Source organism: Ulvibacterium sp., from assembly GCF_965248315.1.
Taxonomy (GTDB): Bacteria; Bacteroidota; Bacteroidia; order Flavobacteriales; family Flavobacteriaceae; genus Ulvibacterium.
The window spans coordinates 1,433,725-1,452,999 of sequence record NZ_CBDFIX010000002.1; the positions used below are offsets into that span (position 1 = coordinate 1,433,725).

The window sequence follows — 19,275 nt, forward strand, 5'->3', positions numbered from 1 at the left end:
TGTGCAATACAATAAGCAATGTATATTTGCAAACGCTTTACAAAAGCGTTGAGCAAGATTTGAATCCCGCTGTTGCGGGAGTGCCGATTATCCGGGATAAAATCATTGGTCTGGTAGTTCAGTTGGTTAGAATACCTGCCTGTCACGCAGGGGGTCGCGGGTTCGAGTCCCGTCCAGACCGCTTAATAAATAAGAGCCTCCGAGGAATCGGGGGCTTTTTTGTTTGCTTTGTTTTATGTCCTACTCTAAGTTTTAAAAAACTTCAGAAAGAGATTGGTGATAAATGAACGCTTTTAGTTTAATATGGACTTTGAGACAAGGTGTTTTAAAAGTAAATCCCGCTCTAAAAGCCAGAGGCCATTTAGATATATAATTGGTAGTAGAAAAGTTCCTTGATTTCCAGATAATCCGTTTATCGTTATTCAGCTTGCCAATACCATGCCATAAATATGACAATTCAACGCATTTTAACGATGATTGGGCCCAAGGTCATTTGAGTATCGGGCCAATGGTTTAATATTTGAACAATGTTTAATTATGTTGCCCCTTAGATTATGAAAACAAGAAATCTTTGTGAAGTCGAATCAATTCTTTTTGCAAAACCGATTTATATTTATCCGGTAAAGGAAGGAATCCTGTTCATTTTTAAATAACCATACCCTAGTGTTAATCAATAAAGAGGAACGTATAAAATATTTAGGCTTTGATGACCTTTGGTTTTCCATAATCGGCATCCTGATCCTTAGTGGTATTGCAGCCTACCTGTTCAATGACCCATTTTTGCTTCTTTCTTGGCCCGAAAAAGTACTAAGTTGGGTCATATCCCTGTTCTTCACTATCATTGATTGGTTCGTCAATCGATCTATCATGATTCATTTACGTAAAAAATACCCAGCCTTTGCCGATGATGCCAAGCGGATAACCTTGTTTTTTTTAGCCATTGTAGTCACCGTAGTTGCGGTCGATTTTCTAGGGGGTACGCTAATCTCCCAAATCCAAGGGGTCAACTACTTCATTTCCTGGTCCCGAATAAAAGTACTATTACCCATTATAATCATATCCATCATGAGCATGGCCATCTACGAAGCAATTTATTACAACGTACGGCTTAAAAAATCGGTAAGGGAGGAGGAACATTCCAAACGGCTCCTCGTACAAGCACAATTGGACGCGTTATTGAATCAGGCCCAACCTCACTTTTTCTTCAATACCTTGAATACCCTACGCGATATCATCGATCAGAACTCCAAGGAGGAGGCCAAGGAGTTTGTGGACAAGCTATCGGATATGTACCGCTTTTTACTGGAAGCCGGCAAGGAAAATTTGGTTCCCCTAAAAAATGAATTGCGATTTGCCAAAGCCTATATCCACATACAATCCGAACGGTTCGGGGACAACCTGAGATTGAATTGGGATATCCCTGAAGCCGTTTTAAACAAAATGATCGTACCCATGAGTCTACAGCTTTTGCTCGAAAATGCGATAAAGCACAATGTGATATCCAAAGCGAAACCATTAACAATACATGTGGCCGTTCGCGATAACAAATTGGTCGTCAACAATAAAATAGAACCAAAATCTACAAAATTACCATCAACGAAGGTAGGACTTGCAAATATCAAAAAGCGGTATATGCTGATTTCGGGAAAATCAATCGAAGTACAAAATGACGGAAACCGATTTAGGGTTTCTCTTCCATTAGTAACAACGTAAAGAAAAAGAACAAGGATGAACATATTGATCATTGAAGACGAGCCGAGAGCGGCCGGCCAATTGCAACGCATGTTAAAAACGTGTAGTTTCAATTTTCATTTGTTGGGAATAATCGATACCGTTGAAGATGCAGTGAGGTGGTTTCGAGAGAATACCGCTCCTGACCTGGTATTTATGGACATTCAGTTGGCGGATGGATTGAGTTTTGAAATCTTTCAGAAAACAGATGTGGAGGCTCCCATTATTTTTACCACGGCATTTGATCAATACGCTATCCAAGCATTTAAAGTGAATAGTATCGATTATTTGTTGAAACCTATTCAAAAGGACGACTTGAGTCTTGCGCTGGACAAATTCGTTAAATCGAATAGATCGGCTACTATTGCTCCTGGCGTTTTAAAGCAATTACTCGGTAGTCTGCAAGTAAACCAAAAACGTGAGGGCCTATTGGTAAAAGAGGGAAACGGCTTCGTTCAAATTAAAATTTCAGAATTGTTATACTGCTATTCCGAGGATAGTATCACATTTGGCGTTACGGCCGGCAAGCGTTTTATTATCGAGGAAACGATGGACGAATTGTTCAGTTCCTTGGATCAAAATAAATTCTATAGAATAAATCGAGGACAAATAGTTGCCAAAACTTCCATTCAAAAAATAGACCCCTACTTTAATCATCGGGTTAAACTCTCCATAACAAATCCACGGAATCAAGAATTCATTGTCAGCAGACCCAAGACCAGTCACTTTAAAGAATGGATGAATAGGTAAGATCGACATTTACATTTCAACTACACATTACGACATTTCGGAAAAAACGACTTCTCCTAAAGGACCGAAAAAACGATATTGCGCCAATAACCATTTTAAAACAAATACCATATCATGAAAAAATTACTGTTCATCCTAAATATTATGTTTTTTTTGCAGCTACCTGCCCAAGAAACCATGACAACAGCCCAATGGCAAGAAGATCTGCGTTTCTTGCAAAATACCGTTCACAGAGACTATTCCTTTCTATTTGTAAAAACCACCGAAGAAATTTTTGATTCGGAAGTTGAAACACTTTATAAGAACATTCCGAATTTAGAGAATCATGAGATCATTGTGGGTATGGCAAGAATTATTGCCTTGTTCAAATACGGCCATATGGGTGTTGGTTCTTCCCAAACACCCTATGAGTTTCACTATCTGCCCTTAAATTTATATCAGTTTAACGATGGGGTATATGTACAAGGTGTACATAAGGACTACCGACAAGCGTTGGGAGCTCAGGTTTTGGAAATCAACCAAGTCCCAATAGCCGAGGCATTGGAAAGGATCTATCCGGTGGTGAGTGCCGAAAACATGCAGTATTTCAAAGCCTATGGAATACATAATTTAACGGTACCCGAAGTGCTACATGCACAAGGTATTACCAATACCCTGGAGAATTCGATCGAATTTACCTTGCAGAAAGAGGACAAAACCTTTAAACAGCAATTTACCTCCTTACCCAAGGGAGAAAAAGTGCCGTCCAGGTATGGATACGTTTTTAAAGATAGCAATTGGTTGGAGGCCAGAAATCAAGACCATACTCCTTTGTATATGGAACATCTTGATAAGATTTACTTTTTTAAATACTTACCTGAAGAGAAAGCGGTATATGTAAGACATAGCCAAATACAGAACGACCCTGAAGAAGATACACAGTCTTTTTATGCTCGCATTTTTGATTTTATCGAAAACAACACTATTGAAAAATTGATACTCGATGTTCGGTTGAACGGAGGCGGAAACAGTTATTTGAACAAGGCTGTTGTTACGGGTATCATTGAAACCAAGAAAATAAATAAAGTCGGTAGCTTATTTGTAATTATCGGAAGGAATACTTTTTCTGCTTGTCAGAATCTTGTTAACGAATTGGACAATTATACGAACGCCATTTTTGTGGGGGAACCAACGGCGGAAAATGTGAATTTTTACGGGGATAACCGTCCGGTAGCCTTACCTAATAGTAAGATTCCTGTGTATCTATCCTATGCTTGGTGGCAAGAAAAACCAGCATGGGAAAATGCCGATTGGCTTGCACCCGCCATTCCCGTGGAAATGAGTTTTAAAGAATACAAATCCAATCAAGATCCGGTGCTCGATGCTGCTTTGGCTTTTTCGGATATTAATTTTAAACCGAACCCGATGCGGTACATAACCGACCTATTTCTAGCTGGAAAGATGCAGGAATTGGCACAAGAGGTTCCTAAAATGACAAAAGACCCGAGGTACGCTTTTTTTGATTTTGAAACTGAATTGGGCAAAGCAGGATTACATCTGGCGAAGAGTGGCCGAACGGAAGGAGTGCAAGCTGCCATTGGAATATTATCGTTCGTTACGCAATTGTTTCCAAATTCCGCAAATTCTTGGAAAACCTTGGCGCAAGCCTATTTAAAAGCCGGAGATACGAAAAAGGCCATCGAGTTCCTTGAAAAAACGATTTCATTGGATTTGAATGGCGGAATAGGTAAAAGCGCCAAGAAGATGCTTCTGGAGATTAAGAATTAGGGTGTTTGTTTTTGTGCTTTGAAGAACTTTTGCTGATTTTATGAGCCGATTAGAAATCTTATTCGGCTCAAAAACAATGAAAAGATGAGCTAGCAACAATGCGTATTTGGTGTACCGCTTTATTTTCTGATTAAACGGTTTTTTTTGGGGTTACCTAGTTAAAATCAGTAGGAAAAGTCCACAAAAAGGCATATTTTAATTATTGTATTGTAAAGCGAGGTTATCCCCGTCATTTGCAGCACTCCTGTTGATAACTGCAGAAACCAAAACGTGTTCCTCCAATGCCAAAAAATAGAGTCACTTATATCGTTTATGCCTTGGTACTGCTATTTTCGTGGCCCTTGCCGGCCCAAGATCCAGACTACATTGTCGGAAAACTGGTAGACGCCAAAACGGAGGATCCCGTTGTATTTGCCAATATCAGGATTAAGGACAGGGCCTTGGGGGTTATTACCAACGAGGACGGTAGTTTTAGAATCCCCTTGCGGTATAGGGAATATGGTGATATCATTGAAATATCTTCCATGGGATATAGGACCAAGGAAATTCCCATAGCGAATTTGGAAGAAGGGGCCCTAAACCTAATACGATTGCATCCGGATGCCATAATGCTGGAGGAGGCCATTGTTAAGGCCAAAGGGAAGCGAAAAAAGTATTCTGCCCGAACTATAGTAAAGATGGCCATAGAGGCCATTGAGGAGAACTATCCCTCCAGTTCTTTTTCCACAGTGGGCTACTATCGGGACTATCAATGGAAAAATGATAATTACATTAATCTCAACGAAGCCATTTTAGAGGTTTTTGACCAGGGTTTTGACCAGGAGGATTTTAGGACTTCCGAGGTACAATTGTTCGATACGGAAATGAATACGGATTTTCAACGGGATACACTCGCTTCCCAGAAATACGATTATAGGACCAAAACCAAAGTAATAGACAAGGCGTATTTGGAGAATTACGATGGGAACGAGTTTACGAATTTAAGAATTCACGATGCCATACGGAACTTCAATGTATATTCTTATGACTTTGTCGGCAATTTGAAAGACGACTTTTTAGAAAATCACAAGTTTTCGAAAAACGAAGAGACGTATCTGGCTGATGAGGTCTTATATGTAATAGATGGCCAAGGGCAGAAACCTGGCTTTAGCGCCTACACAAAACTCTATATTTCCAAGACAGATTATGCCATCCATAAACTGGAATATACACTATATGATAACTCCATAAAGAATACCAAACGAATTAAAAATAAACACAGTCACAAACGCAAAATGATTTTTGACGTAGTTACGGAATACAAAAGGCTCAAGGATAAGATGTATTTGAGTTACATTTCATTTCATAATAGTTTCCGGCTCAACCTCCCTCCGATTTTTACAATGACGGATGTGGAACTCGCCCTATCAAAAGGTTATTTCGGGTTAAAATTCAACCGACCTCTTGATGAGCTTTCCGCTAAGATTCAAAATAATTATGCGATAATCTTTAAAGGCACCCAATGGGAAGTGGGTAAGGTTGAGGTGTTCCAGGACTCGGTAAAGGTCTATCCAAATTTAAAGGATGGGACTTTGGCCGAGGCAATGCGGGAAATTGATATTGCCGTAAAAAAACGAACGTTCAGTAATGAATTGCTGGACATACAGGTTAAAAGCATAAAGGACTTTGAAGGGAACTCAGTTAATGTGCCAAGGGTGGAAAACTATCAGCAATTCAGGGAGTTTTTTGTTCAAAGGGTAAAATTGGACACTCGCGCCCCTTTTGATGTTGAATTCATGGACAAGAGAAAACCTATGTTCAAGGACCAATCCATTGAAAGGCCAGAGGATTACCAGGAGTATTGGATGAATACTCCTTTACAGGAGAAAATGAATTAATATGGGAAGAATTGTATTTAGAAATTACTTTTTTCTATTGTTCGTATTGATAGCGACTTCCTCCTTTTCACAAAGGGAAGATTTCATTTTTGGGCAGTTGGTGGATTCTACAAAAAATGAGACCATTCCGTTTGCCAGTATCCGGATAAAGGACAAGGCCTTGGGTGTAATCACCAATATAGATGGAACCTTCAAGATACCATTACGATTTAAGAAATTGGGCAATATTATTGAGATTTCGTGTATGGGTTATATGACAAAGGAGGTATTGATGGAAGACCTAATTGAGGGTCAAAGTAACATCATAGTGCTGCGGCCTGGAGGATTTCAACTTAGCGAAGCCGTGGTATCCACCAAAATCCGGGGGCTTACCGCCAAAAAAATCGTCAAGATTGCCGTGAATAATATTTCACAGAACTATCCTTCGGAAAACTTCGAAATCGTGGGATATTATCGCGATTATCAAGTTAAAAATGGCAACTATGTCAACTTAAACGAAGCCATCATTAACGTTCAGGACCCTGGTTTCGCCACCAAGGATATTTTGGACAATGAATACCAACTCTATTCCTATTCAAAAAATCTCGATTTTGAGGTGGATCCGTTTGCAAGACAACCTTATGACTATATAGGCCGAAACAAGATAGTGCCCAATGCAAGAATGAGAAATGATGGCGGTAATGAATTTATTACTCTACGATTACATGATGCCATTCGGAATTATGGGCTAGAATCCTTTTCTTTCATAGATTCTCTTTCTACCCACTTTATAGAGAATCACCAGTTTCGAATACTTCGGAAAACCAACTTTAACAAAGAAAGGGTATACGAAATAGATTTGACCTATGAAGATAATAATTATCGTGTGGAGGGTAAGATTTTTATCAATACCGATGGTTTCGCCATCCATAAATTGGATTATACCCTATTTAAAAGAAGGCAACCTCTGTTCTATCGTGTCGCGGAAAATGCCAACGAAAGGTTTACGGACGGCTTTAATAAAACGAACAGGGAAATGCTGTACCACATTCAAATAGAATATGCAAAAGGTGCTGGCGACCAAATGTTCCTGAACTATATTTCCTTTTATAATAAGATTCTCCTGAAAAGACCGGCAATCTTTAAGTCCAAACCTAGTATCGATTTAGAGGACAACACCTTCAAAATTCGTCTAAACAAATTTCCTGCTAAACCACATAGAATAAAGTTAAGGGATTTTAAGGTGCTTTATGGAAATGAGTCCCTCCCACTAAGTAAATTTGACTTCTTGGAAGATGAAAGGACCATTGTATTATATCCTCATTTAAAGTACAAGAGGGCGCAGGACAAATACAAGTACATATTCATGCCGGAAAAAGGCCTTCAAATTCCTAATCTAAAATTCACTTACCGGAATATCAAAGACAGTCTTGGAAATGAATTGGATGAAAGAAAAGGGGAATATATCCATCAATATCGGGAATTTTTCACTCAGGAAGCAAAGCTCAGGCCAAATCAAGAATTGGATACATTGGGGCTTATGCAAAAGGTACTGCCCTTGGACAATGTATTACAACCCATAAAAAAAGAAGGCCTTAAAAAGGAATACTGGAAAAACACGCCCTTACCAAATTTGGGACAATAGGGAACTCCCTGGCATGGAATTCCAATATTGTATTTTCCGATAAGAAATAGGGGTTTAGTTCTTCTCTGCCACCGGCCCGGTTTTCATCAGTCCCTTTTCACCCTATAGGTAACTCGTCTATTGGTAATAATTCGGGTAGGGCAGCCGAGTCGCAGGGTATTATCCCGTGCAGATCCAACCGTTTGCCCGGAACCGGCCGCTAGGGGAATACCGTAATTTGGGCTTAGGGGATTGGTCTCCACAACTCCGGCCAATCTATTATCGGCATCCAGGTCGTTTTTGGTAAACGTAGCGTTACCCTCCAAGGCATCGGGGCATGTATCGCCATCACTATCCGTGTCCAGATGATCTGCAATTCCATCGTTATCGGTATCGATTTCTGTACAATCGTTATTGCAACCATCCGCCTCATGTACACTGGCCAATCCATAAATAGAACCTATTTCTGGAATTGCTGTAGTAACCGTGGTTCCTGAAAGACCTGTGGTAACGTCATCCAAGATTACCATGGTGTCAATTGCCGCATATACCACTTGACAGCTCCCGGAAATAGACGCTCCATAGGCCGCACCTGGAAGAAGGGTCGGTGTGGAGTGGCTTGCGTAGTCATAGGTAATGGGATCTACCTCCAGTTCAAACATATAATATGAGGAGGGACTTGTTGTCGAAAAAGCCAGATAGTATATTTTTCCATTTACCAGCGAATAGTCTCCTCCTGGACCATAACCCGGTATGTTGGCCCAAGGCGTAATGCTAAATGTCGGGGACACCGTAACCCTATAAATAGTAGATTCTCCATAGAAACCGACGAGGGCCGAACCATCCGGAAGGAAGGACATGGCGTTGCCCCCTGCAAATGGTGCTGTTCCAATAACGGTCTCCGTGCAAGTGCTCAAATCAACTCTTTTTATGTCGGTAGTCGAATTTGCAAATTCTAGGGTATATATTTGACCATCAGGTGCTATTCCGATATCCCCGGATACTTGAAGCCCGGAACATAGTATATTTACCGCGTTGGTCTCAAGATTATAGGTTGCAATTTCTCCAATTTCGGTATTTACGTAAACTTCTCCAAGCGAGATACTTGGACAGGAATGCCCTTCGTCTATATCCACTATGCCATCATTATCATCGTCGAGGTCCCTACAATCATGTATCCCGTCACCATCGGTATCATCGCCAAGGAACAGCCGCACCCCATCCAGGGCCATATACTCAGAGTTAAACCCGGTAGCGTCATTATCCACCGTAAAGGTCAGGTTCTGGGAAGTGGCCGTAGCGGTAAAGGTCATTTCCTCCTCCATCCATATTTGATTGCCCTCTCCCAAGTAATCCATGGTCGTACTGGTAAAGGTTTGGGTACCGAAAGTTACGCTCCAGCGTGCCCTTTGGGCAGGGTCTATTGGTGTGTTCCCGTCGATACCCGCGTTGGCCTGGTAAAACTTCAACACATAAATTTGGCCGACGTCCAATCCGGTTATGGTGGTTCTAAAGGACACGCCCAAATTCGAGGTGGTTACGTATCCTCCCACGAAAACGCCTCCATCCGGGGAAGAAGGCATTCCATCTGCGATTCCGGTAAAGAAATTCGACCCGGCAAGGGGCATGGGGGAAACCCATGTACCGCTAAAACCGATAACGGGAGACCATCCTGCTCCAGTAATTACGTTACTAAAGTTGAATGCATCGTTGCTTGCCACACCGGACAAGGATTCGAAGGAGCCATCGGCATCCGAACTAAAATCGAAAGGGGTCAGGCACTGTCCAAATAAGACGGAATAATTAGAAAGAAAAAAAAGTAGGGGAACTACCCAAATGTTTTTTAAAAATTGATCTTTTGAGGCCATTGGTCGGTTGTCAGGTTAAGTAACATGCTTGCCTTAGATGCATCAAAAAATTTGATGGTTATTGGCTGGGGGGAACAGGGCATAGTTGATACAAAGCTAAGTGGGGATACCTGTAGATTTTGGTACAATCCCCTAAGCGGTAGGTTTCGTATGGTAAACGGTAGGGGATGAAAAACATCGGTATTGCCCTATTTTAAAGAGGTTGCAAGAATATTCTTTCCTAATCGATGCGTGATCTTTTCAATTTATCGGTTTTACTTTGTTCCCATACGCCTGCCTAAGGGCGATACCTCCCGGTTCCATACGGTCTAGACCTCTAGAAAACAAAATCTCCAAGAAGTCAAAAGCTTTTTCAAGCAGTACCAAATATTGCCCGGAAATCCCTTCATCTTCATTCTTGCTCTTCTCTTTTGAAGGACGCTGGATGAATTAAGTAAAGGTTATGTTTTTGATAGCGTTTAAAAAAATGTATCTTTTTTAATTAATTTGTCCAACGAGATATTTGGGCTTTGAATACTCTATTTTTTTCGATAAAGTGGAAGAGAAAAGGCTTTTATTGGCATTGAGGAATTCGGATGAGGCCGCTTTTAAAAAGTTGTTCGAGCGGTTCTATCCGAAAGTCAAATCTTTTCTGGTCTCCTGCAATCTAAAGAACGATCTGGATGATGTGCTTCAAGAGACCTTTATCAGTGTTTGGAAAAGAAGGGAGCATATTGATTTGGATAAATCCTTTGACTCTTACATTTTCACCATTGCAAAAAATTACGCGCTCAAGAATCTGAGAAAACGCATTATTGGCGACATCCGATCTTCTGAAATCGAAATCAACGATACGGCGGTTCCCATAGACCGAATCGTGGATGTTGGTTTCTATGATGAAAAAATACAATCTTCCATCAATAGTTTACCTCCCCGATCAAAGGCCGTTTTTCAAATGAAACGGTATGAAGGGCTTTCTACCCTGCAAATTGCACAAAAATTGGGTATTGCACCAAAAACGGTAGAAAACTATATGCATAAGGCCTTGACAACACTTAAAAAGGAATTGGAGCATTTGGCGTGGCTGATACTTGTCTATTTCCTTTAATCGCCTATCCTAAAGATTAAGTCTTCTTAACATTATGTTAACATATCTGCCTAGAGTGTTAGCACCATTTCTTGGATATACTTATAAACCGAGATAAATTTTTATGACGTCCCTTAAAGAGATTTGGAATAGATATAAGCTTGGAAAAGCCGACATCAAAGAGAAAAAAAAGCTTTTGGAAGCTATTGATAATGAAGATGTTGAACTGGATGGAATCCTATATGCGGATTGGAAGAACACGAGGACTGGTAAAATTGGACGCAAGGAAAAAACTAGGGCATGGGACAACCTTGCCCATAGTATCGCTATTAAAAAGCGGAAGGTCATTCATTTATATCAATATGGTATTGCGGCCAGTGTTGCGGTATGTGTCGCCTTGGCCATTTTTTTGTACCCCACTACGAACCATACCATAGAGGTACAAGTGGCGTCCGGTGAAAAAGTAAAGGAAGTCCTATTGCCCGATGGTTCCAGAGTTTGGATAAATCATGCTTCGTCCATTTCCTATCCAAAGGAGTTTGGTCCGGAATCGCGGAATCTTATTTTACAGGGACATGCTTTTTTTGAAATAGAAAGGAATCCGTCCAAACCTTTTCTTGTCGAAACCAATGAAATTGCTGTAAAAGTACTTGGAACCTCTTTTGATGTGTATAGTTTTAAGGATGAATCTTCAACTGTATCCGTAGAAAGCGGAAAAGTGGAAGTCTCGCATTCCGATTCCGATTCTAAAATTGTGTTGCTGGCCAATGAGCGATCTGTATATGATTCCGAACAAGGACACTTCGGCAAAACCACATTTGATTCCAAAACAATCATGGCCTGGCGAAACAATGTCCTTCATTTTGAAAACCTAGAGTTGGGGCAGGCCATAAAACACATAGAACGGAAATATGGAGTGCATATCGTTTGCACGGATCCCGGACTTCTGGGGATTCGGATACGGGCAAGTTATACTGTGGAGCCACTTGATACCGTCCTAACAGATTTGGCCTTTATGACCAACTTTGATTTTGAGAAAAATGAAAATAACAACGAGATAACACTAAAACCAATGGATATGGGTGAAAATTAAAAAATAGAACAAAAAAGGGTTGAAACCACTGCAATGGTCCCAACCCCGAAAAAAGAAATTTACTAATGCAAATAAATCTCTAATTACAAACATATGAAAACCACCAAATATGGCAAACAAAGCGTTGCCATTTGCAAACTCTATATAGCCGTACTTCTTTTTAGTATATCATTACAGGCCCAGGCCAATAGTTTTGATGAGCTTAAAATAAGTATCGTAGCCAAGAATCAAACGATAGACTGGATATTTAAGGATATCGAAAAAAAGACAACATTCTCCTTTCGTTACTCCGAAGATATCCTCAGGGATCAACGTAAGTTTTCGTTTAGTTATTCGGATGTTCTCCTTAGGACCATTTTGGACGAAATCGGAACCAAGGCCGGACTTGAGTATAAAATCTCAGGGGACAATATTTCAGTAAAGAAATCTACCTTCCAGCGTACCATTTTGGGAACTGTACTGGACGAATCGGGCGTGCCCATACCTGGGGCCAATGTCCTGGTAAAAGAAAGTGGAACCGGGGTGGTGACCGATTTTGACGGTAACTTTAGCATCGAGGTCTCATCCGGGGATACCTTGGTCTTCTCCTATATAGGTTTTACCTCTTTGGAGCTTCCCATCACCGACCAAACGGAACTGACCGTTACCTTAAAGGCAAACGTAGATCAGCTGCAAGAGGTTATTGTATATGGCTATGGTACCGGTACCAAGGAGAAATTTAACGGGGCCGTTTCCAAGGTAGAGACCGAAAAACTCAACAATTTCTCTTCCGCAAATTTTGAACAGGCCCTTTCGGGAAATGTTGCAGGGGTCCAAGTGGTCGGAAATGGAAAAAATCCAGGGGAGAATTCGGTAATCCAGATTCGTGGTCTCAATACCCTTACCGCGGGTACAAACCCTTTGATCGTTGTAGACGGTAATCCGTTATCTGAAGGCTCTTCCTTCAGTTCGATCAGCACCCAGGATATCGAATCCATCAACATCTTAAAGGATGCCGCATCTGCAGCTATCTATGGATCAAGGGCTTCCAATGGGGTTATTTTGATTACTACGAAGAAAGGAAGGCAGGGCGACTTAAAAGTGACGTATGACACCTACTATGGTTTTCAGAATCGCATTGACAATTTTGAATTGGCCGATGCTTATGAAACCGCCCTTTTTGATTCCGATGCCCGTAACTTTGGGTATGTTTCAGGCGGGCCAGGCCGAAGTGTCAATGATGACAACGCCACTCGGGATGCCAATGGCGGGGGAAAAAGAAGTAGGGTACAGGGATTTCTACAAGGCTATTTGGACCGCCAAACGGGATTGACCAATACCAATTGGTTGGATGCCGTTTTTAGAACCGCATCGCAACAAAACCATTACCTGAATTTGAGTGGCGGTACCGAAAAGACCAATTATGCGGTTTCCTTTGGCTATTTGGATCAGGAAAATATCATCATCGATTCGGATTACAAGCGGTATACCGCCAATATCCAATTGAATTCCCAGATCAGTGATCATATTCGTTTCGGGATTACTTCCAATATCTCTTTGGTGAATTCCAATCCAACAGGAGAACGAGGTTGGTCATCCCATGGTAGAGGGGAAAGACAGCAACCCGATCCCAGTTATGCCGTGGTGCTTATGCATCCCTATTATCCCATATACAATGCCGATGGCTCTTTTGCCATTGCCAATCAAATAGACGATAATAATGACAATTGGGATGGCCCTATCTCGGAAAACATCATTGCCAAGGTAGGTTTGACCGACTTTTTTGAGCGCCGATTGCGGGTGTTCGGAAACACCTATGTGGAAGTAGATATTTGGAAGGGCCTACGGTTTAAAACCTCCTTTGGGGGCGATTACAATACCATTTTCACGGAATTCTTTGCGCCCTCTACCATTGGAAATTATAGAACGCCGGTAGAAAATAGTCTAGCCGAAGCCTTTGAAGATAATAGGAGAAGGGAGAATTTCATAACGGAAAACCTATTGACCTATAACGGCACTTTTGGTAAGCATACCGTTGACGCACTGTTCGGATTTAGTTATCAAGAGGAAAGTGGTTTCAAAACAAGACTGGAGAGCAACAACTTTGCAGATGACAACCTGCGCAACATTTCCGGGGCTACCAATCCCTCATCGATACCGGAAAGAAGCAAGTGGGCCTTGGTATCCTATTTTAGTCGCTTACAGTACGATTATGATGGTAGGTATTCACTTTCGGCCTCGTATCGAAGGGACGGCTCATCCCGTTTTGGGGCAAATACAAAGTACGGAAACTTTGCTTCCGTATCCGGAGGGTGGACCTTGAGCAATGAAGACTTCTTCCCAGTGGATGCTGTGGTCAGTTTTGCGAAGCTTAGGGCTAGCTGGGGCCAGACCGGTAACAATCAGATTGGGGATTTTGCCTCCATAGCCTTGGTAGAACCGGACAACTACGTCCTAGACGGGCAATTGGTCTCGGGCTCTTATACACGTACTTCGCCCAATCCCGATTTATCTTGGGAAACCAATACGGCCTTGAATTTTGGTGTCGATTTGGGTTTCTTGGATAACAGATTGTTGCTGACCGCGGAATACTACAACTCAAAGACCACCGACCTGTTATTGGACGTACCCGTACCACAACAATCGGGGTTCTCACAGTCGCTCCAGAACATCGGGGAACTGGAAAACAAGGGATTTGAATTGGAGGTCAAGGGAAACAATTTTGAATTGGGCGATTTCAGTTTAGATTTCAATGCCAATATCACTACGAATAAAAATGAGGTTTTGGCTTTGGGTGAAGGTCAAGATCAGATTATTGCCAGTAACGGCGGCATGACTTTCTTGACCAAAATTGGGGGTAGCATCGCCGAATTCTATACCTACGATATCATAGGCGTATATCGTACCCAGGAGCAACTGGATGCGGAAACTATTACTCCATTCGCAGGAACCGAGGTCGGGGATTATGTAGTAAGAGATGCCAATGGGGATGGGCAGATTACCCCGGACGACAGGGTAACTTTGGGAGATTACAATCCGGATTTTACCTATGGCTTTGGGTTTACCGTGAATTACAAAGGTTTTGACCTTAATGCCCAATTTACAGGAGTGGAAGGCCGAAAAGCTTCTGATAATATGGTTTATGACGCCGAAAGTGGGGAAGGCTTTTTTGTGCCAACGCAATACTACTTTGACAATTATTTTAACGATAGAAATCCCAACGGCTTTTTTAGAAGACCCGATTTCTCCAGTTTTTCATCCGCAGGAAGAATTACCAGGGCCTCCAGTCTTTCGGTATACGATGCCGATTATTTCAGATTGCGGAGCTTACAATTGGGATATAACTTCAAGCAAAACATCACGGACTATTTGGGCATTGATTTCCTTAGACTTTATATGACGGGCAACAATATCTTCAATATCTCGGACTATAGAGGCTATAATCCGGATGGATTGGATACCAGTACCAATAGGCGTCAAACACTGACCAGAGGTTGGATCAATTCCACAAGCCCTTTGACACGTTTTGTGGCCTTAGGATTAAACGTAAAATTTTAAACTGATAAATCACGTTAAAATGAATCATACAAAAAATATACTTCTGATACTGTTTGTCCTTCTTGGATTCGTCTCGTGCGATGATGAATTGGATATTGTACCAATAACCGAAAAGGCCGCGAACAATTTCTTTTCCAATGAGCAGGAGATAGAAAGCGCCATTATCGGGGTTTACGCGCAATTACAAAATGGTGGTCTTTATGGACTGGATTTGATCGGTGTTGGCGAAATACCAGCTGAGGACTCCTTTGAGGAAATTGCAGCGAATGACGGGGGCCGCTTTGGACAGTTGGACGATTTTTCCACCAACCCTGGAAATGATTTGGTGGGGGATATTTGGAGAGAATCCTACGAGGGTATCCAACGGGCCAATGTGGTCTTAAACCGGATAAATGAGATCGAATTTGAAAATGCATCCCTTAAAACCAGTAGGATTGGCGAAATGAAGTTTATACGGGCTTTGCTGTACTTCAATCTGGTCCGGCTCTATGGCGATGTCCCATTGGTGGTAGAGGAGACCGAAAACCCGTTTGATTTCTTTGGACAGGGTAGGACACCGGAGGCCGAAATATACACCCAAATAGCAGCAGATCTGTCGGATGCGGTCCAAGAGTTACCGACCGCCAAACAGCCGGGTAGACCTGCGGTGGGTGCGGCCCAGGCCTTATTGGCCGAAGTACAGTTGACACAAGGCAATTTTTCTGGGGCCCTATCCAATCTGGAAGCAGTGGTGAACTCCGGCACCTACGAATTAATGCCAAGCACCGCGGAGATTTTTGGGGTGGCCAATGAGGGGAATCCGGAAATTCTTTTCGAGGTCCAATTTGCAAGCGGCTTCGATGCCGATGGTGAAATAGAGGGAAGTCCGGCCGGTTCGCAGTTTAGGCCCTCCGGAACTACAGCTAATGCAAAGGGACACAATTTGCCTACTCAGACCTTTATCGATTCCTTTGAGGCCGGGGATACCAGGGCCACTGATTACGTAGGGATAGACCCGGATGCCAATCCATTCTATTTCACGACCAAATATGAGGTCTCTACTACCGGGGCAAATGATGGGGGGAGTGACCATCTTATTATCCGTTTTGCCGATGTCGTTTTACAATATGCCGAAGCCTTGAATGAAAATGGTCAAACGGCTGAGGCAATTACCCAGTTAAATCGTATTCGCACTCGGGCCGGTTTGGCGGGTACAACGGCCACTTCCCAAGCCGATGTCAGGGCCGCGATCCGTTTGGAACGCCGATTTGAATTCATAGGCGAAGGGAAACGATGGTTCGACCTGAAGCGATACGGTACGGCCATCGAAGTTATGAATGTGTATTTTGAAAGTACCGGGGGATCCACGGAAAACATCAATGAGAATGATTTGGTGCTGCCCGTTCCCCAAAGTCAAATTGATACCGATCCGGATTTCATTCTGCAAAATCCAGGATATTAAGGAAAACACAAAGGGAAAGCCTCAAAAGGGCTTTCCCTAAACATCAAAAGCAATGGGATTAAAAGTCATTGGGGTACTATTAGTTATAATGGGGTGGTCCTACTCTTGCAAAGAGCAAGGTAAAGAGGTTCATCCCCCAAAAGAACGGGAGGTAGTTCAGGAACAATCTACAGAAATGGTTTCGTTGGATTCCTTGATTGCCAATTTAAAGAATTCAAAGAACGACCAGGTCATTGTTGTGGCCCATAGGGGCGATTGGCGCAATGCCCCTGAAAATTCACTGCTGGCCATTAAAAATTGTATAGCCATGGGGGTGGATATGGTAGAGATCGATGTCCGTGAGACCCAAGATGGACAATTGATCTTAATGCACGATGAAACCTTGGACAGGACCACTACAGGGACCGGAAAAGTCTCGGAGGTCACCTGGGATTATGTCCAGACCTTGCAATTACGTGATGGCATTGGTCATGCCACGCCCCATAAAGTTCCAACCCTGAAAGAAGTCTTGGAATTGTGCAGGGATAGGATTTTGGTGAATTTGGATAAGAGCTATTCCATATTTGACAAATGCTATGCCGTTATGGAAAAAACAGGTACCCGGGAACAGGTCATTATTAAGGGAGCCATTCCTTATCAACAGCTCAAGGAGGAATTTGGAACCTATCTGGATGAGGTATTTTTTATGCCGATCGTGCGACTGGGAAAAGGAGATTCCAGGGCCTTGGTGGATGAATACTTGGATGTTTTGAAGCCCGTGGCCTTTGAATTTACCGTACCCCAGGACACCTTAAAAATGATAGCCTATTTCGATGATATTCGGGAACAAGGTTCTTCGGTATGGGTAAACTCCCTATGGCCCCAGCATAATGGGGGGCACGATGATGAAAAGGCCGCTTTGGATCCCTCGGTATACGATTGGTTTATTGAAAATGACATCGATATCATCCAGACGGATAGGCCCAGACTGTTGATCCAGTACTTACAAAAAAAAGGACTGCACTGGTAAATTCAGAAGCGATGTTTAACAACTATTTTCCAGTTCTACTTTTGTGTTTTGTCGGGTTTGGCCCTATATGGTCCCAAAATGCACTAAAGCATCAGGTGGAGGATGCAAATTTCGGAAAGCTTGAAAAGTGGGAGGCGGGTTTTTTGGATATCCATCATATCAATACCGGTAGCGGGAATAGTTGCTTTATGATGTTTCCCGATGGCACTACGCTTGTATTTGATGCCGGCAGCTTGGACAAAAAGGCGTTTGAGGAAGGCAGGGCACCTTTAAAGGCCACTTCGCCCATGCCAAGCGATTCCTTGTCTACCGCGGGCTGGATAGCGAATTATATTACCAATGTACATCCCGAGGGAAAGAATGCCAAAATCGACTATGCCTTGGTGTCCCATTTTCATGGGGACCACTATGGCAGTCTGGTGGAGTTGGGAAACCTACTTCCAATCAAAAGGGTGATAGACCGGGATTACCCCAATTATGATTTTCCATTGGATTTACGGAAACAATTGGTGAGGGACAGAACCTTTCAGGAGTATTTACAATTTTTGGACGACCCTAAAGTGGAGGCTTCATCCCTGAAGGTCGGAAAAAGTGACCAGATCGTGTTATTGAAAAATCCCTCGGAATACAACAGCTTTACAATCCGGAATGTAAAGGCCAACGCCCAAATTTGGACGGGAAGCTCGGAAGATGCGTTCCATTATTTCTCCAAAGAACAAATGACCCGGTTTTATAAGGGGAGCTATAATGAAAACCCCTTGAGTTTGGCCCTTAAGATCAGCTATGGTGCCTTTGATTATTTTACCGGAGGGGACAATACCGGCTTACAGGGCTATGGGCTGCCCCAATGGTTTGATGTGGAAACGCCCATTGCGCAGGCTGTAGGTAAGGTAGAGGCCCTAACCTTGAATCACCATGGCAATCGCGATGCCACCAATATGAACTTTGTGGAAACCTTAAATCCAAAAGTCGTGGTACAGCAGTTGTGGTGTTCGGACCATCCAGGCCAAGAGGTGTACCAACGTTTGATCTATGACGGGGAGGGCATGGAAAAAAGGGACATTTTTTCCACCAATATGCATCCAGAAACCTTAGTCACCTATGGCCCATGGTTTCAGGACAATTACAAAAGTACGGGAGGCCATGTGTTGATCCGGGTAGGCCCGGAAGGAAAATCTTTTTCCGTTTTTATCTTGGATGAAAATACGCTAAGGGTCAAGCAAAAACATGGACCCTATACCTCCCAATAAGAATGCGCTTAAAAATGAATTTTTGTTTTATACGTTAGTTTGAGTTAGTTTATGTAGTGTAAGGGCGTAGCCAATTTGGCTACGCCTTTTTTAATCCTTCTGGCCGTAAAACATTTTTCCCCAGAGTAACTTTGGAATCTTTGGACGGGTTTGATAAAAATGCTCTTGGTTCTAGGCCCTAATTGTGGACCAATTTGAGGTTATACAAATTAAAATACGGAAGACTTTAGTTGCTAAAGAAATGAATTCAGCCTGTTACATAATCTATAATAGTGTGGACAGT

General features: G+C 42.4%; 12 protein-coding genes and 1 tRNA gene. 12 read left to right on the top strand and 1 reads right to left on the bottom strand.

Going from position 1 to position 19,275, the window contains the following annotated elements; translation table 11 throughout:
- Positions 1-107 precede the first annotated feature (107 nt).
- From ACP2AF_RS07640 to ACP2AF_RS07665, 6 genes are all read left to right on the top strand, one after another.
- Positions 108-181: transfer RNA gene (locus tag ACP2AF_RS07640), tRNA-Asp, on the top strand.
- A 482-nt stretch (positions 182-663) separates the two neighbouring features.
- Positions 664-1,713 carry a sensor histidine kinase gene (locus tag ACP2AF_RS07645; protein WP_425235640.1) on the top strand — a complete coding sequence of 350 codons (1,050 nt, stop codon included), beginning with the start codon at positions 664-666 and terminating at the stop codon, positions 1,711-1,713.
- 15 nt (positions 1,714-1,728) lie between these two features.
- Positions 1,729-2,481 carry a LytR/AlgR family response regulator transcription factor gene (locus ACP2AF_RS07650; protein ID WP_425235641.1) on the top strand — a complete coding sequence of 251 codons (753 nt, stop codon included), beginning with the start codon at positions 1,729-1,731 and terminating at the stop codon, positions 2,479-2,481.
- A 114-nt stretch (positions 2,482-2,595) separates the two neighbouring features.
- Complete coding sequence (locus tag ACP2AF_RS07655; protein WP_425235642.1) at positions 2,596-4,248, top strand: tetratricopeptide repeat protein; 1,653 nt, start codon at positions 2,596-2,598, stop codon at positions 4,246-4,248.
- Between the two features lie 281 nt (positions 4,249-4,529).
- Positions 4,530-6,125, top strand: a complete 1,596-nt coding sequence (locus ACP2AF_RS07660; RefSeq protein WP_425235643.1) for a carboxypeptidase-like regulatory domain-containing protein — start codon at positions 4,530-4,532, stop codon at positions 6,123-6,125.
- Position 6,126: 1 nt separating this feature from the next.
- The gene (locus ACP2AF_RS07665; protein ID WP_425235644.1) at positions 6,127-7,749 is read left to right on the top strand and encodes a carboxypeptidase-like regulatory domain-containing protein; all 1,623 of its coding nucleotides are present in this window, start codon (positions 6,127-6,129) and stop codon (positions 7,747-7,749) included.
- Positions 7,750-7,835: 86 nt separating this feature from the next.
- Here the strand turns inward: ACP2AF_RS07665 and ACP2AF_RS07670 are convergent, their stop codons facing one another.
- The gene (locus ACP2AF_RS07670) at positions 7,836-9,596 is read right to left on the bottom strand and encodes a hypothetical protein (protein WP_425235645.1); all 1,761 of its coding nucleotides are present in this window, start codon (positions 9,594-9,596) and stop codon (positions 7,836-7,838) included.
- A gap of 535 nt (positions 9,597-10,131) precedes the next feature.
- Here ACP2AF_RS07670 and ACP2AF_RS07675 point away from each other — a divergent pair.
- The 6 genes from ACP2AF_RS07675 to ACP2AF_RS07700 all read left to right on the top strand — a co-directional run bounded on the left by ACP2AF_RS07675 (position 10,132) and on the right by ACP2AF_RS07700 (position 18,992).
- The gene (locus ACP2AF_RS07675) at positions 10,132-10,683 is read left to right on the top strand and encodes an RNA polymerase sigma factor (protein ID WP_425235646.1); all 552 of its coding nucleotides are present in this window, start codon (positions 10,132-10,134) and stop codon (positions 10,681-10,683) included.
- A 103-nt stretch (positions 10,684-10,786) separates the two neighbouring features.
- On the top strand, positions 10,787-11,755 hold the full coding sequence (locus tag ACP2AF_RS07680; RefSeq protein ID WP_425235647.1) for a FecR family protein: 969 nt from the start codon (positions 10,787-10,789) through the stop codon (positions 11,753-11,755).
- A 93-nt stretch (positions 11,756-11,848) separates the two neighbouring features.
- On the top strand, positions 11,849-15,292 hold the full coding sequence (locus ACP2AF_RS07685; RefSeq protein WP_425235648.1) for a SusC/RagA family TonB-linked outer membrane protein: 3,444 nt from the start codon (positions 11,849-11,851) through the stop codon (positions 15,290-15,292).
- A 19-nt stretch (positions 15,293-15,311) separates the two neighbouring features.
- Positions 15,312-16,733: a RagB/SusD family nutrient uptake outer membrane protein gene (locus tag ACP2AF_RS07690; RefSeq protein WP_425235649.1), complete on the top strand. Its 1,422-nt coding sequence runs from the start codon at positions 15,312-15,314 to the stop codon at positions 16,731-16,733.
- Between the two features lie 52 nt (positions 16,734-16,785).
- Positions 16,786-17,742 (top strand): glycerophosphodiester phosphodiesterase family protein, encoded by a 957-nt coding sequence (locus ACP2AF_RS07695; protein WP_425235650.1) that lies wholly within the window; start codon positions 16,786-16,788, stop codon positions 17,740-17,742.
- 11 nt (positions 17,743-17,753) lie between these two features.
- Positions 17,754-18,992 carry a ComEC/Rec2 family competence protein gene (locus ACP2AF_RS07700; RefSeq protein WP_425235651.1) on the top strand — a complete coding sequence of 413 codons (1,239 nt, stop codon included), beginning with the start codon at positions 17,754-17,756 and terminating at the stop codon, positions 18,990-18,992.
- Positions 18,993-19,275: the final 283 nt, after the last annotated feature.